The 16,582-nt window shown below is 74.1% G+C and carries 14 protein-coding genes; 7 read left to right on the top strand and 7 right to left on the bottom strand.

The features are described 5' to 3' along the window. Nucleotides 1–66 precede the first annotated feature (66 nt). Nucleotides 67–669: a helix-turn-helix domain-containing protein gene (locus ACIG47_RS04885; protein ID WP_397429846.1), complete on the bottom strand. Its 603-nt coding sequence runs from the start codon at nt 667–669 to the stop codon at nt 67–69. A gap of 88 nt (nt 670–757) precedes the next feature. Between ACIG47_RS04885 and ACIG47_RS04880 the strand changes: the two genes are divergently transcribed. Then, nucleotides 758–1,735, top strand: coding sequence for an NAD(P)/FAD-dependent oxidoreductase (locus ACIG47_RS04880; protein ID WP_397429845.1), 978 nt, complete (start codon nt 758–760; stop codon nt 1,733–1,735). Continuing rightward, a complete protein-coding gene (locus ACIG47_RS04875; RefSeq protein WP_397429843.1) occupies nt 1,732–3,288 on the top strand; it encodes an MFS transporter in 1,557 nt (518 codons plus the stop codon). The genes ACIG47_RS04880 and ACIG47_RS04875 overlap by 4 nt, the downstream gene beginning before the upstream one ends. 31 nt (nt 3,289–3,319) lie before the next feature. Here ACIG47_RS04875 and ACIG47_RS04870 read toward each other — a convergent pair whose 3' ends face one another. Beyond that, entirely contained in the window at nt 3,320–4,336 is a 1,017-nt protein-coding gene (locus ACIG47_RS04870) for an SDR family oxidoreductase (protein WP_397429842.1), read from the bottom strand. A gap of 54 nt (nt 4,337–4,390) precedes the next feature. Here ACIG47_RS04870 and ACIG47_RS04865 point away from each other — a divergent pair, with 54 nt between their 5' ends. Then, complete coding sequence (locus tag ACIG47_RS04865; RefSeq protein WP_397429841.1) at nt 4,391–5,041, top strand: TetR/AcrR family transcriptional regulator; 651 nt, start codon at nt 4,391–4,393, stop codon at nt 5,039–5,041. A 64-nt stretch (nt 5,042–5,105) separates the two neighbouring features. On the opposite strand, the gene ACIG47_RS04860 is transcribed toward ACIG47_RS04865, so the two are convergent. Genes ACIG47_RS04860 through ACIG47_RS04845 form a run of 4 tightly spaced genes read right to left on the bottom strand, consistent with a single transcriptional unit; the run spans nt 5,106 to nt 10,578 of the window. Continuing rightward, entirely contained in the window at nt 5,106–7,283 is a 2,178-nt protein-coding gene (locus tag ACIG47_RS04860) for a glycoside hydrolase family 2 protein (protein WP_397429840.1), read from the bottom strand. 28 nt (nt 7,284–7,311) lie between these two features. After that, on the bottom strand, nt 7,312–8,244 hold the full coding sequence (locus ACIG47_RS04855) for a carbohydrate ABC transporter permease (RefSeq protein WP_397429839.1): 933 nt from the start codon (nt 8,242–8,244) through the stop codon (nt 7,312–7,314). A 1-nt stretch (nt 8,245) separates the two neighbouring features. After that, nucleotides 8,246–9,157, bottom strand: coding sequence for a carbohydrate ABC transporter permease (locus ACIG47_RS04850; protein WP_397429838.1), 912 nt, complete (start codon nt 9,155–9,157; stop codon nt 8,246–8,248). Beyond that, nucleotides 9,154–10,578, bottom strand: a complete 1,425-nt coding sequence (locus ACIG47_RS04845) for an ABC transporter substrate-binding protein (RefSeq protein ID WP_397429837.1) — start codon at nt 10,576–10,578, stop codon at nt 9,154–9,156. The genes ACIG47_RS04850 and ACIG47_RS04845 overlap by 4 nt, the downstream gene beginning before the upstream one ends. A 145-nt stretch (nt 10,579–10,723) precedes the next feature. Here ACIG47_RS04845 and ACIG47_RS04840 point away from each other — a divergent pair, with 145 nt between their 5' ends. Continuing rightward, a complete protein-coding gene (locus ACIG47_RS04840; protein WP_397429836.1) occupies nt 10,724–11,719 on the top strand; it encodes a LacI family DNA-binding transcriptional regulator in 996 nt (331 codons plus the stop codon). A gap of 418 nt (nt 11,720–12,137) precedes the next feature. On the opposite strand, the gene ACIG47_RS04835 is transcribed toward ACIG47_RS04840, so the two are convergent. Next, entirely contained in the window at nt 12,138–12,794 is a 657-nt protein-coding gene (locus tag ACIG47_RS04835; protein ID WP_397429835.1) for a GntR family transcriptional regulator, read from the bottom strand. 230 nt (nt 12,795–13,024) lie between these two features. Between ACIG47_RS04835 and ACIG47_RS04830 the strand changes: the two genes are divergently transcribed. The 3 genes from ACIG47_RS04830 (at nt 13,025) to ACIG47_RS04820 (ending at nt 16,508) form a co-directional block, all read left to right on the top strand. After that, the gene (locus ACIG47_RS04830; RefSeq protein ID WP_397429834.1) at nt 13,025–14,455 is read left to right on the top strand and encodes a YncE family protein; all 1,431 of its coding nucleotides are present in this window, start codon (nt 13,025–13,027) and stop codon (nt 14,453–14,455) included. Beyond that, nucleotides 14,452–15,666, top strand: a complete 1,215-nt coding sequence (locus ACIG47_RS04825; protein WP_397429833.1) for an amidohydrolase — start codon at nt 14,452–14,454, stop codon at nt 15,664–15,666. Before ACIG47_RS04830 ends, ACIG47_RS04825 begins: the two co-directional genes overlap by 4 nt. Nucleotides 15,667–15,749: 83 nt before the next feature. Next, nucleotides 15,750–16,508: an alpha/beta fold hydrolase gene (locus ACIG47_RS04820; RefSeq protein WP_397429996.1), complete on the top strand. Its 759-nt coding sequence runs from the start codon at nt 15,750–15,752 to the stop codon at nt 16,506–16,508. Nucleotides 16,509–16,582: the final 74 nt, after the last annotated feature.

Genomic DNA, 16,582 nt, shown 5'->3' with positions numbered 1-16,582 from the left:
CCGCGAGGGACGGTCAGGCGAACCGGGCGTGGCCCGGGTGTGAACGGCGCCGGTCGCCCGGGCGTCCTACCGGCGCGCGCCGGGCCGTGCCGCCTGGTCTCCGGCGCTCTCCCCCCGCTGGTGCCCCCGCCGCGCGTCCCGGTCGAAGATGCCGATCACCTCGCTCGGCCCGCCCTCCGCGCCGACGGCGTGCGGGAGCATGGTGGGGAACTCGGCGGCCTGGTCGGTCTCGAGGCGGAACCGCCGGTTGCCCAGGAGCAGGGTCACCGTGCCCGAGATGACGACGAGCCACTCGCGGCCGGGGTGGGCGCGCAGGCGCGACGGGTTGTCCGGCGCGGGGTCGGTCAGGCGCTGCCGAACGACGCTCATCCCGGGCTCCGCCCTGATGGGCCAGCGCTTCCAGCCGTGCGCGACGTCGATGGCGGGGTTGATGACCACGTCGTCCGTGGCCGTCTCGACGAGCTGGTCCAGCGACGTGTCGAGGGCGCGCGCCAGGGTGACGAGCTGGTCCAGAGCGAGGCGCTGCCGGCCGTTCTCGATGCGGCTGAGCGTGGACTGGCTGACCCGGGCCCGGGTGGCGAGGTCTTCCAGCGACCAGCCCTGCGCCACCCGCAGCGCCCGGATGCGCTTGCGTACGAGGCTGTCCAGCTCGCCATCTTCTTGCGTCATACGCAAGAGTGTATGTCTTTGCCGCAAGGCCGGGCTACGTTCGTCACCGTCCGGCCCCGACCCGGGGGCCGCGACAGAGAGGACAGACATGCCTGGCACTCCTACCACCCCGGCGACCGGCGCCGAGCCGGCCGACACGGTCGACGTCGTGGTGATCGGCGGCGGCGCCGCCGGACTGAACGGCGCGCTGATGCTGGCCCGCTCCCGCCGCTCGGTGGTCGTCGTCGACAGCGGCACGCCGCGCAACGCCCCCGCCGAGGGCGTGCACGGGCTGCTCGCCCTGGACGGCACTCCCCCGGCGGAGCTGCTGGAACGGGGCCGCGCGGAGGTGCGACGCTACGGCGGCACGGTGCGGACCGGGGAGGTCGTCAAGGCCACGCCGGCCGACGGCGGCGACCCTCGCTTCACCGTCGACCTCGCCGACGGCGACACCCTGCACGCCCGCCGCCTCCTGGTCGCCACCGGCCTGCGCGACGTGCTGCCCGACGTCCCCGGCCTGGCCCGGCACTGGGGCCACGGCGTGGTGCACTGCCCGTACTGCCACGGCTGGGAGGTGCGCGACGAGCCGATCGGCATCATCGCGGCCGGTCCCGCGTCCGTGCACCAGGCACTGCTGTTCCGGCAGCTCACCGACGACCTGGTGTACTTCGAGCGGGGCACCGGGCTCGACGACGACGCCCGGGCGCGCCTGGTCGCGCGCGGCATCCGCGTGGTCGAGCCCGCCGTCGAGGAGGTGGTGGCGGACGACGCCGGCGGCATCGCCGGGGTGCGCCTCGCCGACGGGCAGGTCGTCGCCCGGCGCGTGCTCGCCGTCGCGACCACGATGCTGCCGCGGACCGAGGGCCTGGAAGGCCTCGGGCTGCCGGTGCAGGACCTGCCGAACGGCATGGGAAGCCACGTCGTCACCGGCCCGGCCGGCACCACCGAGGTGCCGGGCGTGTGGGTTGCCGGCAACGTCGGCGACCCGTCCGCCCAGGTGGGGGCATCGGCGGCGGCCGGAGCCATGGCCGGCGCACACATCAACGCCGACCTGGTCACCGCCGACACCGAGGCGGCCCTCGCGTGACCGGCCCGGAGGCGCGCCGGCGTCGCGCCGTCCTCGTCACCGTCTGCACGGCGCTCATGGCCGTCATCGCGTCGGTCTCGGGGCTCAACGTCGCCCAACCCGACCTCGCGGTCACCTTCGGGGTCTCCCAGGGCACGGTGCTGTGGATGATCAACGCCTACACGCTCACCCTTGCCGCGCTCCTGCTGCCCCTCGGGGCGGTCGGCGATCGGCTGGGCCGCAAGCCCGTGCTCGTGGCCGGGCTGGTGGTGTTCGGCGTCGCGGGCGTGGTCGCGGCGTTCGCGCCGTCGGCCGAGGTCATGGTGGCTGCCCGCCTGCTGAGCGGGGTCGGCGCCGCGATGATCATGCCCGTCACGCTCGCCGTCATCACCTCGACCTTCCCCGAGGAGGAGCGCGGGCAGGCGATCGGCGTGTGGACCGGCGTCGCCGGCGGCGGCGGCATCCTCGGCATGTTCCTCTCGGCGGTCCTCGTCGACCTCGTGAGCTGGCGCTGGCTGTTCGCGCTGCCGGTCACGCTCGCGCTCGCCGCGCTGGTCATGACGCTGCGCTCGGTGCCCGACTCGCGCGAGACCACCCGGCACCCGTTCGACACCGCCGGGGCGCTCACGTCCGTGGTCGCCGTCTTCGGCCTCGTGTTCGCGCTCCAGGAGGGGCCCGAGCGCGGCTGGACCGCCCCGCCGACCCTCGCCGCGCTGGCCACCGGGGTCGCCGCCGCCGTCGGCTTCGTGATCCTGGAGGCACGCCGCCGGGACGCCGCACTGCTCGACGTCCGGCTCTTCGGCAGGCGGCCGCTGGCCGCCGGCTCGGTCACCCTGCTGGTGGTCTTCGGGGTGCAGGCGGGCATCTTCGTGGTCCTGTTCCCGTTCTTCCAGGCCGTGCTGGGCTGGTCAGGACTGCTGTCCACGCTGGCGTTCATGCCGATGGCCGTGCTGATGATGCTCGCCTCCGCACTGGCCCCGCGGCTGTCCGTACGCGTCGGCCCCCGCGCGACCATGGCGACGGGCACCCTCCTGGCCGGCGCCGGGCTCGCGCTCATGGCCCTCCTCGTCTCGGTCGACGGCGGCTACCCGTCCGTCCTGCCGGGCATGCTCGCGATGGGCGTCGGGATGGGGCTGTCGATGACACCCTCCACCGAGGCCATCACCAGCACGCTCCCCCAAGAACGGCAGGGCGTCGCGTCCGCGCTCAACGACGTCACCCGCGAGCTCGGCACGGCCCTCGGCGTCGCCCTTCTCGGCGCAGTGCTGACCGCGGGCTACCGCGGCGCCGTCGAGTCCCGGCTCGACGGCGTCCCACCGGAGGCCGCCGACGCCGCCCGCCAAGGCGTCGCGAACGCGCTCGGCGCGGCGGACGACGCCGGATCGGCGGCGCAGGAGCTGGTCCGCGCCGCGCGGGAGGCGTTCGTCGAGGGCTGGCAGGGCGCCATGTGGGCCGGTGTCGCCGTCATGACCGTGCTGTTCGTCGCGGTGCTGGTGCTCGGGCCCCGGCGCCCGGTGCCCCCGCCGGGACCGACACCGGCGAACGACACCGACCTGGTCGACGCCACCGCGTGAGCCCGGCGCGGGGGCCTGCCCCCGCGCCGGATCACCGCGCCCGCACCACCCCGAGCCCCACAAGGCTGCGGCCGGTGTCGACGACGGTCTCCCGCACCGGCCGCATCTCCCAGCCGAGCTCACGCCGTGCCTTCTCGGCGCTGACCTGCTCGGGCTCGCCGACGAAGTCGAGGCCGAGCCGCACCTCGCGGTCGAACCGCCCGATCACCCACAGCGCCCACACCGGCATGCGCCGGGTCGGGACGCGGTACCCCTGGGGCCCGAACTCGTCGGCCAGGATCCGCGCGATGTCGCCGAACCACAGGTTGTCGCCCGCGCAGATGTACCGGTTGCCCGCGGCGTCCGGCAGCTCCATGGCCAGCCGGTGCGCCCGGGCGACGTCACGCACGTCGACCGGCGCGAACCCGAGCTGCGGCACGGCCGGGATCTCGCGGGCCAGCAGCCGCCGCACCAGCGAGACGGAGGTCCGGGCCGCCGCGTGCTGCACCGGGCCGAGCACGAGCCCCGGCTGGATGGTCACCAGCTCGAGGCCGGGGTGGTCCGCCACGAAGTCCCAGGCGGCACGCTCGGCCAGCGTCTTGCTCCGGGCGTAGGGCGCGGCCTTGTCCAGGTCCGTCCAGTCCTCCTCGGTGTACCGCCGGTCGTCGCGCCCGCCCGCGGCACTCACGGCGGCGAGCGACGACGTCATGACGGCCCGCCGCACCCCGGCCCGCGCGCTCGCCCCCAGCACCCGCAGCGTGCCGTCGACGGCGGGCCGCACCAGCTCGGCCTCGTCGCGCGGCGGCGCGGACGGGAAGGGCGAGGCGGTGTGCAGCACGTAGTCCTGCCCGGCCACGGCGTCGTCCCAGCCGGCGTCGGCGGACAGGTCCGCCTCGACCAGCTCCAGCCGGCCGCCGGCGGACTCCGCGAGCCGGCGCAGGTGCGCCACCCGCTCGGGATCCCGCAGGGAGCGCACCGTGCCGCGCACCTCGTGGCCGGCCGTGAGCAGCTCCTCGATCGTGTGGCCGGCGATGTATCCCGTGGCGCCGGTGACAAGAACCCTCGACATCGCGTCTCCAGTCTAAGCAGTGTTCAGATTATGAGCACCGTATAGATTGCGGGCATGGCAGTCAACGGGTCACGCAAGCGGGAGACCTACCACCACGGTTCGCTCCGCGAGGAGCTGGTCGACGCGTGCGTGCGGCTCATCGAGGCGGAGGGGATCGGCGCGGTGAGCCTGCGGCGCGTCGCACGCGAGGCCGGGGTGAGCCCGGGCGCGCCCTACCACCACTTCCCCGACCGGGCTGCGCTGCTGTCCGCCATCTCGGCCCGCGGCTTCGAGCTGCTCACGCAGGAGCTCGCGGTCGCCGTCGGCCCCTCCACGGCCGCGGCGGGGCCCGACGACGTCGGACGCGCCGTGACCGCCTACGTCGCGTTCGCCCGGCGCCGGCCCGCCCACTTCCAGGTCATGTTCCGCCCGGAGCTGTCCGAGCCGGAGAAGCACCCGGCGGTGCAGGAGGCGGGCGACGCCGCACTCAAGGTCCTGACCGACCTCGTCGACCGGCTCGGCGTGAGCGACCCGCACGCCCTCGGCATCACGCTCTGGGCACTCGGGCACGGCCTCGCGGCACTGACGCTCGACGGGGTGCTGGCACAGAAGGCCGTCATGTGGGACACCGACCAGGACGACCTGCTCGAGCGCGCCGTCCGGCAGATCGGGCAGACCCTTGACGTCCGGCCGAGCCCGGCGGCGGCGAACAGCGACGGCGGCTGATCGCGTCGACAGCGACCGTGCCGGTCGTCCGGGGCCCGGCCGCCGCTCCGGCGCCAGCCGCCCGTCAGCCGTCCCAGCGCAGGCCGCGCCGGTTGGGTTCCTCGATCGGCGCCGCGTCGACGAACGTCCGCGCCCGCACGGCGCCGCCGTCGTCCACGAGCCAGAGGTGGAGACGGGCGGCGGTCACCGGCCCGGGCGGCGGTACGGTGACCGTGACGGCGGGGCTGAGCTCGAACGGCTTGGCCTCGACGGTCTCGGATCCCGTGCCGAGCGGCTCGCCGACGCCGCCCTCTCCGAACGGCGTGCCCGCGGGCACCCACGCCGCGCGGACCTGCCCGCGCACCACGCCGGGGCCGTGGTGTGACACGTGCACGCCGAGAACGAGGTCGGCCTTTGGGACGGCGAGATCGGCTCCCGCGTGGACGGGCACCAGGTCGACGACGAGCACCGTCTCGGTGTTGACGTCGCGCGGGTCCAGGCCGCCGCGGTCCTTGGGCCGGCGGTCGACGTCGAGCAGGCCGGCCATCTCGTGCTCGACGTCGGTCAGCTCGGTGTACACGTACCCGGCGAACCGGTCGTGCCGACGCAGCTCCTGGGTCTGCCAGCGCAGGTGCCAGGCCCGTTCGAGGCTGGTGAACCCGGCCCCGTACTCGCTGTTCAGGATCGGCAGACCCGACCGCGGATGGTCCGCCGACCCGTACAGGGACTTCTTCGCGAGGAAGTCCGGGGCCAGCCGCACGGGGAAGTCCTCGCGGGTGCCCGCCGCGAGCGCCGCGACGTTCGCGGCCCACGCCGCCGGGTCCTCGTCGTAGTAGTGCCAGTCCACGAGGTCGGTGCGGACGTGGGCCCAGCCGGAGTTCTCGACGATCGGACGGGTGTCGTCCAGGGCGTGGAGCGTCTCGTAGGCCCGCACCGCGGCGTCGGCCCGGTCGGGGCTGCCGGGGATGTCCCAGTCGAGGCCCCATTCCTCGTTGTACAGGCCCCAGACCACGATGCTCGGGTGGTTGCCGTCCCGTTCCACCATGGGCGCGATCTGCGCCTCGAAGGCCTGCGCCGCCTCGGTGCCGAACCGGCTGGGCGCGGGCGGCTCGGCCCAGACGAGCATGCCCGTGCGGTCGGCGTGGTGCAGCCAGCGCGGGTCCTCCAGCTTGATGTGCTTGCGGACCAGGTTGTAGCCGAGGGCGCGGGCGTGCTCCAGGTCGGCGACCAGGGTGTCGACGTCAGGGGCGGTGAGACCGGACTCCGGCCAGTAGCCCTGGTCGAGCACACCGCGCAGGTAGATCCGCTCGTCGTTGAGGTACAGGTGCTCGCCGCGCCGCTCGATGCGCCGCAGCCCGCCGGTGACGGCCACCCGGTCGGGCTCGCCGCCGGTCGCGGGCACCGTCGTCACCGTCAGGACGTAGAGGTGCGGACCGGCCGGGCTCCAGAGCCGGGGCTCCGCGATCTCGACCCGGCCCGACGCCGTCCCGGTGCTGTCGGCGACGAGCTCGATGCGCTCGGCCGCGCCCGGCGTGGTGCCGCCCGCGCCGGGACCTGCGCCCGGGTCGGAGCCGGCGGTTGCGGCGACCTCGACGGTGACCAGCGCACCCGCCGGGGCGTCCCCCGCGACGTCGACCGTCACGTCGAACCCGGTCAGCGACTCGCCCCGCACCGTGACCCGCGCCGCGTAGGTGCGACCGCGCGCCTCCAGCCAGACAGGCTGCCAGATGCCGGAGGTCGGGGTGAACGAGACACCGTCGTAGTCGTCGCGCGGGATGGATCGCTGCTTGCCGTGCGGGATGGCGCGCTTGTCGGCGGGCGCGTGCACCTCCACCTCCAGGACGCCCTCGGCACCGGGGGCCAGCACTCCGTCGAGGTCGACCTCGAACGGCGTCGAGCCGCCCACGTGCTCGGCCAGGACCGCACCGTCGACCCGCACGACGGCGTGATGGTGCACGGCGCCGAAGCAGAGCACGGCGCGCGCCCCGGCCCACTCGGCAGGGACCGCGATGCGGCGCCGGTAGGTCGCGTGCTCCAGCCATGTGCGGCCGACACCGGACGCCGCCGTCTCCCAGGCGAACGGGACGGTGATCGGCACGGTGGTCGGTGCTGCGCCGCCGGGCACGTCGAGCTCCCACACGCCGTCCAGGCTGGTCCAGCGGTGGGACCGGTCGAGGTCGGGGCGGGGGTATGCGGGCGCTGCCTGCGGAGCGGCGGAGAGCGCGGCGCGGACGGCGTCGGGCTGCGGAGGAGCCGAGGTCATGTGGGGTGTGCCTTTCTGGAGTGCGCGGTCAGCCCTTGACGCTTCCGGCGAGGATGCCGTTGATGAAGTGCCGCTGGAGCGCGATGAAGACGACGAGGAGGGGGACGAGGGCGATCGACGCGGCGGCCAGCAGCTCGCCGGTCACGGTCGCGTAGTCGGCACCGACGCGGTTGCCGGTGATGTTCTGCGCGAGGGTGGACAGGACCACCTGCAGCGTGGCCATCCGCTCCGAGCTCGCGGCCACCACGGGCCAGACGAAGTCGTTGTAGATGTTCATGACGGTGAGCACCGCGAGGCCCGCGAGCGCGGGCCGGATCACGGGCAGCACGATCCGGGTGAAGATGCCGAGCTCGCCCGCGCCGTCGACGCGTGCGGCGTCGAGCAGCTCGTCCGGGACGTCGGCGATCACCTGCCGCATCCAGAAGATGGCGAAGGCGTCGACGGCGCCCGGCAGGATCAGGGCCTGGTAGGTGTTCACCCAGCCCAGGGCCTTCATCTCCAGCAGCAGCGGGATGATGAGCACGATGGTGGGCAGCATGAGCGTGATGAGCACGGTGCCGAACAGCAGGTCGCGTCCGGGGAACCGGTACTTGGCGAACGCGTAGGCGGCCAGGGGCGCGCAGAACAGCGTGATGGCGCCCTTGGTGACCAGCACGACGGCCGTGTTGAGGAAGCCCTGGCCGATCGGCACGTCAGCGAACATCCGGCGGTAGTTGTCCAGGGTGAGCGCCGTCAGGTCGAGGCCCAGGGGGTCGCTGATGATCTGCGTGGCCGGCTTGAACGCCGAGGCCAGCGCCCAGACGACCGGGGCCAGGAAGGCCAGGGCGAGCAGCAGCAGGAAGGCCTGGGAGCCGACGGCGCCGGGCAGCCCGCGAGGGCTCGTCCGGGGTGGCCGGGGCGCCGTCGCGTGGGTCCGGGCCGGCCGGGTCCCGGCCGGGCTGGGGGCGTGCGTGGTGGTCATGTCAGTCCTCCGTCCGCAGGAACCGGACGAACAGCAGCGAGAGGCCCATGACGACGATCACCAGCAGGAACGAGTTGGCCGCTCCGGTGCCGAGGTCGCCGCGGGTGATGTGCTCGTACAGGTGCAGGCCCGCGGTGGTCGTCGAGTTGTACGGCCCGCCGTCGGTCACGACGAACGGTTCGGCGAACATCTGGAAGACGGCCAGTGTCTGGAGCACCACGGAGAACATGAGCGTGCGGCGCACGAGCGGCACGGTGATGCTCCAGAGCTGGCGGCTGCGGGAGGCACCGTCGATCGAGGCGGCCTCGTAGACGCTCGCGTCGATCGACTGGAGCCCAGACAGCAGGATGATCACGATGAAGCCGGTGGTCTTCCACAGGAACAGCAGCGCGAGCGTGGGCTTGGCCCACTCGCTGGTGGTGAGCCAGCCGACGTCGGGCAGGCCGAACACGTTGAGCAGCCCGTTGACCGCCCCGAACTCCTGGTCGAAGACCACCACCCAGATCTGGGCGACGGCCACGAGCGGCGTCACGAACGGCACGAGGAACGCGATCCGGTAGAAGGAGCGCATCCGGACCTTCGCGTTGTTCAGCAGCACCGCGACCAGCAGTCCGAGCACCACCTGCACCGGCACGATCATCAGCCAGAGCACCGCCGAGTTGCCGAGCGAGCCCCAGATCATGTCGTTGCCGAGCAGGTAGGCGTAGTTGTCCCAGCCGACCCACGTCGCCGCGCCCGAGCCGCGCCAGTCCGTGAAGCTCAGGCGCAGCGTGAACAGCATCGGGTAGACGCTGAAGGCGACGAAGACGGCGACGAAGGGAAGGACGAAGACGTACGGCGCGACCTTGCGGGGCAGCCAGGGCCGCAGCAGCGGCCGGCCCTGGCTGCGCCCGGGAGCGACGAGCGTGCTCACTGCCGGTCGACGAGGTTCGTCTGGATGTCCGCGGTCGACTGCTCGATGACCTCGTCGGGGGTCATGTCGCCGTCGTACATCCGCTGGATGTCGGTGCCGAGGTAGTCGACGGCACCGGTCCACCAGGTGGGCGCGGGTGCCCCGCCGGGGATCTGCGCGCCGGCCTCGACCGCGGTGGTCCACAGGTCCTGCCCGCCGAGTCCCTCGACGGGGCCGAACAGCGGCTTCGCGGGGTCGGCCGCCGGGGCGTACGCCGGGATCGACGTCGCCAGGCCGTTCGGGTAGGTGTCGTTCTCGCCCCAGACGGCGCTGTAACCGTCCTCGTGGAACATGAGGAACTCGTAGAACAGCCAGGCCAGGTCGGAGTTCTCGCCGTCCTTCGGCAGCACGAACGACGATCCGCCCATGGCACCGGAGCGCGCCCCGCCGTCCTCCCACGCGGGCAGCGGCATGGCGCGCCAGTCGCCGCTGGTCTTCGTGAGCTGCTGCTCGGGGGCGAAGCTGAACCAGATCGCCCAGGGGTAGAACACCTGGTCGCCGGACTCCAGGGCGCCGACGTCCGTGGGCGACAGATACTCCGCCCGTGTGCCGAGGCCCTCCTGGTTGACGGTGTCGAGCCAGCCGAGCACCTGCCGGTACTCGTCGGAGTCGAGCCGCAGCTCGCCGTTCTCGTCGGCCAGCGCCGTGCCGAGCTGGCTCGCGTACATCTCGAGCTGGAGCTGGCCCAGGAACGGGCTCTGCTCCAGATGGATCGGCTTCGAGCCGGGCACTGCCTCCTGGTACTCGCGGGCCGCCGCCAGCAGGTCGTCGTAGGTCTCGATCTCGGTGGCGTCGATCCCGGCGTCGGTCAGCGCCTTCTCGTTGTAGAAGAGCAGGCCGGGGTCGAGGTCGAACGGCACGCCGTAGATGGCGCCGCCGGCCGAGTTGACGTCGATCTTCTGGGGTGCGATGTCGTCGGAGTAGGGCGCCAGCACGTCGGTGAGGTCCCACAGATGGTCGGAGAATCCGGCCACCTTGGCGTCGTCGAGGAACACTCCGTCGGGTACGTCAGCGCCGGTGATCAGCGTGTTCTGGAGCTTGGCGTCGATGTCGACGGCCTCGTGGTGCACGGTGATGTCCGGGTACACCTCGTTGAAGTCGTCGATCACGGCCTCGAACACGGCGAACAGGTCGCCGGAGCGGTCCCAGACGGTGATCTCGCCCTGGGGTGACTCCTCACCGGGGGCCTGGAGGCGGTCGGCCGCCGGTGCCGTGCCGGCGGCGTCGGCGTCGCCGCTGGTGATGGACGGGCCGCACGCCGCGAGCGCGAGCCCGAGAGCGACGGCGCCGGCGGCCGCGGCGGGGCCGCGCCGGGTACGGACGCGGTGGGCCGTGGCGGTGCGGCGGCCCACCGCCCTGGGGGTCTTGTGGTTCGGGTGCATGAGCACTCCCTCGTGCCTGCGCGGTGCGTGGGGCCCCGCGTCGTTTTCAACGTGTGCAAACTACTGCTGCTTTGCACACGTTGCAAGGCCTATCCTTGGACCACCAGGACGAAAGGGGACCGCGGTGCCGATCACACTGCGCGACGTGGCAGAGAAAGCCCAGGTCTCGGTGCGGACGGTGTCGAACGTCGTCGCCGGGTACACGCACGTGAGCGAACGCACCCGACAGCGCGTGCAGGCCGCCATCGAGGAGCTGGACTACCGGCCCAACCCGGTAGCCCGGACCCTGCGCACGGGCCGCACCGGCGTGCTGGCGCTCGTGGTCCCCGAGATCGACGTCCCCTACTTCGCGGAGCTCGCCCGCGAGGTGATCGATGCCGCCGCGGCGCTGGGCTACCGCGTCATGGTGGACCAGACGGGTCACGACCACGAGCGCGAGCGCGAGCTGCTCACGGGCGCCGACCGCACCATGCTGTTCGACGGCGTCCTGTTCAGCCCCCTGGTCACACCCGGCGAGCTGGCCCAGATGGAACCCAGCCGGTCGATGCCCCTCGTGCTGCTGGGGGAGCACGACTTCGACGGTCGCTACGACCACGTGGCCATCGACAACGTGCAGGCCGCCCACGACGCGACGGCCCACCTGATCGCGACCGGCCGCACCCGCATCGCCGCGATCGGCGTCCAGCCCGACGAGGACTACACCACCCCGCGGCAGCGCACGCTGGGCTACGAACGGGCGCTGGCCGAGGCCGGTCTCGCACCGGACCGCGAGCTGCTGCGCCCCGCGGCGCACTACCGCCGGGCCGACGGGTACGACGCCGCGACCGCGCTGCTCACCCTCCCCGAACCGCCCGACGCCATCTTCTGCTACTCCGACCTGCTCGCCATGGGCGCGATGCGCGCCGTGTTCGACGCCGGCCGCAGCGTGCCCGACGACGTCGCCGTGATCGGCATCGACGACATCGAGGAGGGCAAGTACACGCATCCGAGCCTGTCCACGGTCTCGCTCGACACACCGTTCATCGCCCGGCAGGCGGTGGGGCGGATCGCCGCGCGCATCGAGGACCCGGACACGCCGGCGGTCGAGGTCACGGCCCCGCACGCGCTGGTGGTCCGGGAGAGCACGCCGCGAACACCCTGAGCCGGTGCGGACCGGGCTCGCGCCGGGCCGGTGCGGGGCCGGGCGGGGTCGGTGCGGGCCGGGTCGGTGCGGGCCGGGCCGCTGCGGGGCACGCTTGGTCGGTGCGGGCCGGGGCCGGGCCGGGCGGGGTCGGGCGGCGTCAGTGCGGGCCGGGTCGGGCGGGGTTGGGCGGGGTTGGGTCGGTGCAGGCCGGGGCCGGGTCGGTGCGCGCCGGGTCGGTGCGGGCCGGGCTCAGGTCCGAAAGTCACGCTCTACCCAGTCATCAAGCCCAAAATCCACGCTAGTTCTGGGCCTGATGACTGGGTAGAGCGTGACTTTGCGACGCCACGCGCCAATCCGGCCGACTCGGCGGCCGTACCGCGCACCGATCGAGCAATCCCGAGGCGACACGGGCCACCGGGCCGCCCGGCCACCCCGCTCACCCACCCCGCCCGGCCGCCTCCGCGCGGCTCGTGCGCAGGTGCTCTCCGGCGAGCCGGGCAGCCGCCTCGGCATCGCCGTCGCGGACGGCGTCCAGGAGCGCCCGGTGCTCGTCCGCCATGCGCGTGAGGTCGGTGTGCTGGGCCAGCAGCCACCGCACCCGGCTCGCGGTGACGGCGTGCAGCTCGGCGAGCACCGGGTTGCCGGCGGCGCGCACCACCGCCTCGTGGAAGTCCGCCCCGGCACGCCGGGCCGCCACGGCGTCCCCCCGGCCGGCCGCGGCGGACTCCCGCTCCCAGGCCTCGGTCAGCGCGGCGAGCTGCTCGGGCGTGCGCCGCAGGGCGGCCAGCCGGAAGTGCAGCGGGTCGGTGGCCTCACGCACCTCCTGCAGGTGCGCGACGTCGGCGTCGCTGAACTCCCGCACCACCGCCCAGCTCCGCGGACGCGGCGTCACGAGTCCCTCCGCTGCGAGCGCACGCAGGGCGTCCCGCACGGGGATCCGGCTCACACCCAGCTCGGCGGCGAGGTCACGCTCGACGAGCCGGCTGCCGGGCGCGCGGGTTCCGTCGACGATCTGCTCCCGGACCACCTGCGCGACCCGCACCGACTCGGGCTCGAACTCCCCCGCCCCGGCCACCGCTCCTCCCCCGCTCATGCCCGCCATCCTGCCACCCGCGCACCGCCGCACCGGTGCCGGACGCCACGCCCGCACCCGGTCACCAGCGACCGAGGCGCCACGCCCGCCACCGGCTACCCACCCAGCGCGACCGAACCCCACCCACGCCCGCCACCGCCACCCACCCAGGGCGACCCAACCGCCACGCCCACCACCACCCGCCCGTTCCGCAAGACAAGCCCCGTTCCCAAATGGGATACCATTTTGCGATGCCCGCCACCCCCACCCGCCGTGCCACACCTCCGGCGCGTGCCCGAACCACCGGACCGCGGGCCGCGTACCCCCGAGCGGCCCGGAGACCCACCCGCCGCGCGATGGTCACGGCGTGGGCACTGGCCGGCGCCCTCCTGACGGGGTGCGCCACGACGTCCCCCGGCGCCGACCCGGAAGACACCCCTGCCGACGGGACCGGAACCCAGCAGGCCACACCTCACTGCGACGCCACACCCGGCGCCCCGAGGACCACCGCGGACACCGCCCCCTCGACGGACGCCCAGGACGAGACCTCCGACTCCGCCGGCACCCCCTGCGAGCACGCATCCGCCACCGACGCCACGACGCCCGCCCCCGAGCAGCACCTCCTGCTGGCCACCCAGGCCGACGGCGACTCGATCGCCCTCGTCGACCCGCGCGACCGAGACGGTTCCGCCGTCGTCGACGAGATCACCGTCGGCGCCGCGCCGTGGGACGTCGCGGTGCACCCCGGGTCCGGGCGCGCGTTCGTGTCGACGGCGGAGGGTGTCGCCGTCGTCGACCTCGCGACGCGCGAACGGACCCACCTGCTCGCCTACCGGCATCGTCCCGACCGCGTGGCCTGGGGCGAGTACCGTCCGGGCGGGCTCGGCCTGGCGGTCTCCCCCGACGGCGCGACCGTGCACGTCGCCGTCAGCACCGGGGACGCGGCGTTCCTGGAGACGATCGACGTGGACAGCGGCACGGTCGAGCGCTCGACGCCGGTGGGACGGCGACCGTTCGACGTGCTGATCAGCGACGACGGCAGCGAGGTCTACACGATCGACCACGACGGGTTCACCGTCACCGTGGTGGACACCGCGACGTCCGCGACGCGCTCGGTCGAGGTGGCGCCGTTCGGCACCGAGGGCGGGCTCGCGTCGTTCGAGAAGCCCCACTACGCGGTGCTCACCCCGGACGGCGACCTGCTCCTGCCGTACCAGGGCCGGGCGCTGGCTCGCGTCGACCCCGCCTCCGGCCGGGTCACGACCACCGCCCTCCAGGCGGACACCCACCAGCACGGCGTGGCCCGCACCGACGACGGCACGCTCGTCATCGCCGGGAACGGACCGTTCGGCAACGCGGCGAGCGGCGCGAGCATCGAGGTCGTCGCCCCCGACGGCCGCTCGGTGGTGCTGCCCACGGATCGCCGCCACGAGACGGTGGCCGTCTGGCAGGACGGCGGCGCCGCCTTCGGTGTGCTGGCCGGCGGCTACACCCAGGACGGCGCCTGGGACGGGCTGACCGTGCTGCCGCTCGCGGCCGCCCTCGACGGTACCGACGAGTCGTACGAGCTCGAGGTCCCGGGACGCCCGCAGTCGATCGTCCCGGTCACGCTGCCCGCGCCATCACCATCGACATCGACATCGCCACCGACATCGCCGTCACCATCGGAAGGAACCCCATGAGCACCTCCCCCGTCACCGTCCTGCGCGACGTCCGCCCCTGGGGCGGTGCCCGGTCCGACCTGCACGTCGCCGACGGCGTGATCACCGCCGTCGTCCCGCACGACCCGGCCGGCGCGCCCGCGGCGGGCACCGACCCCGCGCACGTCGTCGACGGCCACGGCCTGCTCGCCCTCCCCGGCCTGGTCAACGCGCACGCGCACGTCGACAAGTCGTGGTGGGGCAAGCCGTGGGTGAGCTACGGCGGCGAGCCGGGCACGCAGGGCCGGATCGCGCACGAGCGCGCGCACCGTGACGAGCTCGGCATCCCCGGCGTGGACGTGACGCTCGCGGTGCTGCGCGAGTCGGTCCGCACGGGCACCACCGCCGTCCGTACGCACGTGGACGTCGACCTGGGCGTCGGCCTGCGCGGCATCGAGGTGGTGCGCGAGGCCGTGGCGGCACTGGGCGGCGCCGTGCACGCCGAGATCGTCGCGTTCCCGCAGGACGGCGTGCTGCGCCGCCCGGGCGTGCTGGACCTGCTCGACGAGGCGGCGGCCGCGGGCGCCGAGCACATCGGCGGCCTGGACCCGGCCTCGATCGACCGCGACCCGGTGGGCCAGCTCGACGGCCTGTTCGCGATCGCGGAACGGCACGGCGTGGGCATCGACGTGCACCTGCACGACGGGGGCGAGCTGGGTGCGTTCCAGATCGAGCTGATGATCGACCGCACCCTGCGCACCGGCCTGCAGGGAAAGGTCAACGTGGCGCACGGCTTCGCCGTCGGCCAGCTTGCCGCGGCACGCCAGGCCGACCTGGTCTCCGCGATGGGCGAGGCCGGGATCACGATGACCACGGTCGCCCCGATCGGCGCCGCGCCCCTGCCGCTGCACGCGCTGCGCACCGCCGGGGTGGCCGTCGGCCTGGGCACGGACGGGATCCGCGACCTGTGGTCGCCGTACGGCACGGGCGACCTGCTCGCGCTGACCACGCAGCTCGCACGGCTGTCGGGCTTCCGGTACGACGCCGACCTGACCACGGCGGCCCGGATCGCCTCGTCGGACGCCGCCCGCTTCGTGGGCCGCGCCGCGCACGACCTCGTCGCCGGCGCACCCGCCGACGTCGTGCTCGTCGACGCCGAGAACGTGCCCGACGCCGTGGTCCGCGCCCCGCGCCGGGCGCTCGTCGTGGCGGCCGGCCGGGTCGTCGCCCGCGACGGCGAGGTGCTGGTCTGAGCCGCACCGGGCCGGTCCACGTGCTGCGCTAGGCTCGACGCGGGAATCATCCGACGAACCCGTGGAGGCGGCGAGTGACGGCGATGTGGTCGACCCGGACGGGCCCGGACGACGCACCCGTCGTCCTCCTCGTGCACGGCGGGGGCGTGGGCGCCTGGATGTGGCGCGAGCAGGTCGCCGCCCTGCGCGACCGGTACCTGGTGATCACGCCCGACCTGCCGGGTCACGACCACGGCGCGGACGTCCCGTTCACCTCCGCGGACGACGCCGTGACCGGGCTCGCCGACCTGCTGCGGCCGGTCGCCGACGGTCGGGAGATCACGGTGGTCGGGTTCTCGTTCGGCGCGCAGCTCGCGGTCTCGCTGGCCGCGAGGCATCCCGGCCTCGTGTCGCGCGTGGTCGTCGTCAGCGCGCTCACCGAGCCGATGCCGCTCACCGGCCCGAGCCTCGGGCTGGTCCGGCTCACGGCGCCGCTCGGCGGGCACCGCTGGTTCGCGCGGCTTCAGGCCCGGTCGATGTTCGTGCCGGACGACCTGTTCGACGACTACCTGCGCACCGTGCGGTCGGTGTCCACCGCGGACCTGGTGGCTCTGCTCTCGGCCAACGGGGCGTTCCGCATCCCCGCGGCCTGGTCCGACTACCCCGGGCCGGCGCTGCTGCTGGCGGGCGACCGGGAGCCGCGCGCGCTCGTGCAGGGCATGCGGGCGCTGCACCGGGCGCTCCCCTCCGCCGAGCTGGAGATCGTGCCCGGCGCGGGGCACGGCCTGCCCCTCCAGCGCCCCGGGTGGTTCACGGAGCGGCTGCTCGGCTGGCTCGCACGCGAACCCGGCGTTCCCTCCTGACGCACCCGATAGGTCGAACCAATTCCCGCACGCCGCCTTCGCTGGCTTGACCCCGCGCGCCGCGATCCGTAGAT

Source organism: Promicromonospora sp. NPDC052451, from assembly GCF_044547525.1.
Lineage (GTDB): Bacteria > Actinomycetota > Actinomycetes > Actinomycetales > Cellulomonadaceae > Promicromonospora.
This window is presented reverse-complemented; position numbering and strand designations above follow the sequence as displayed.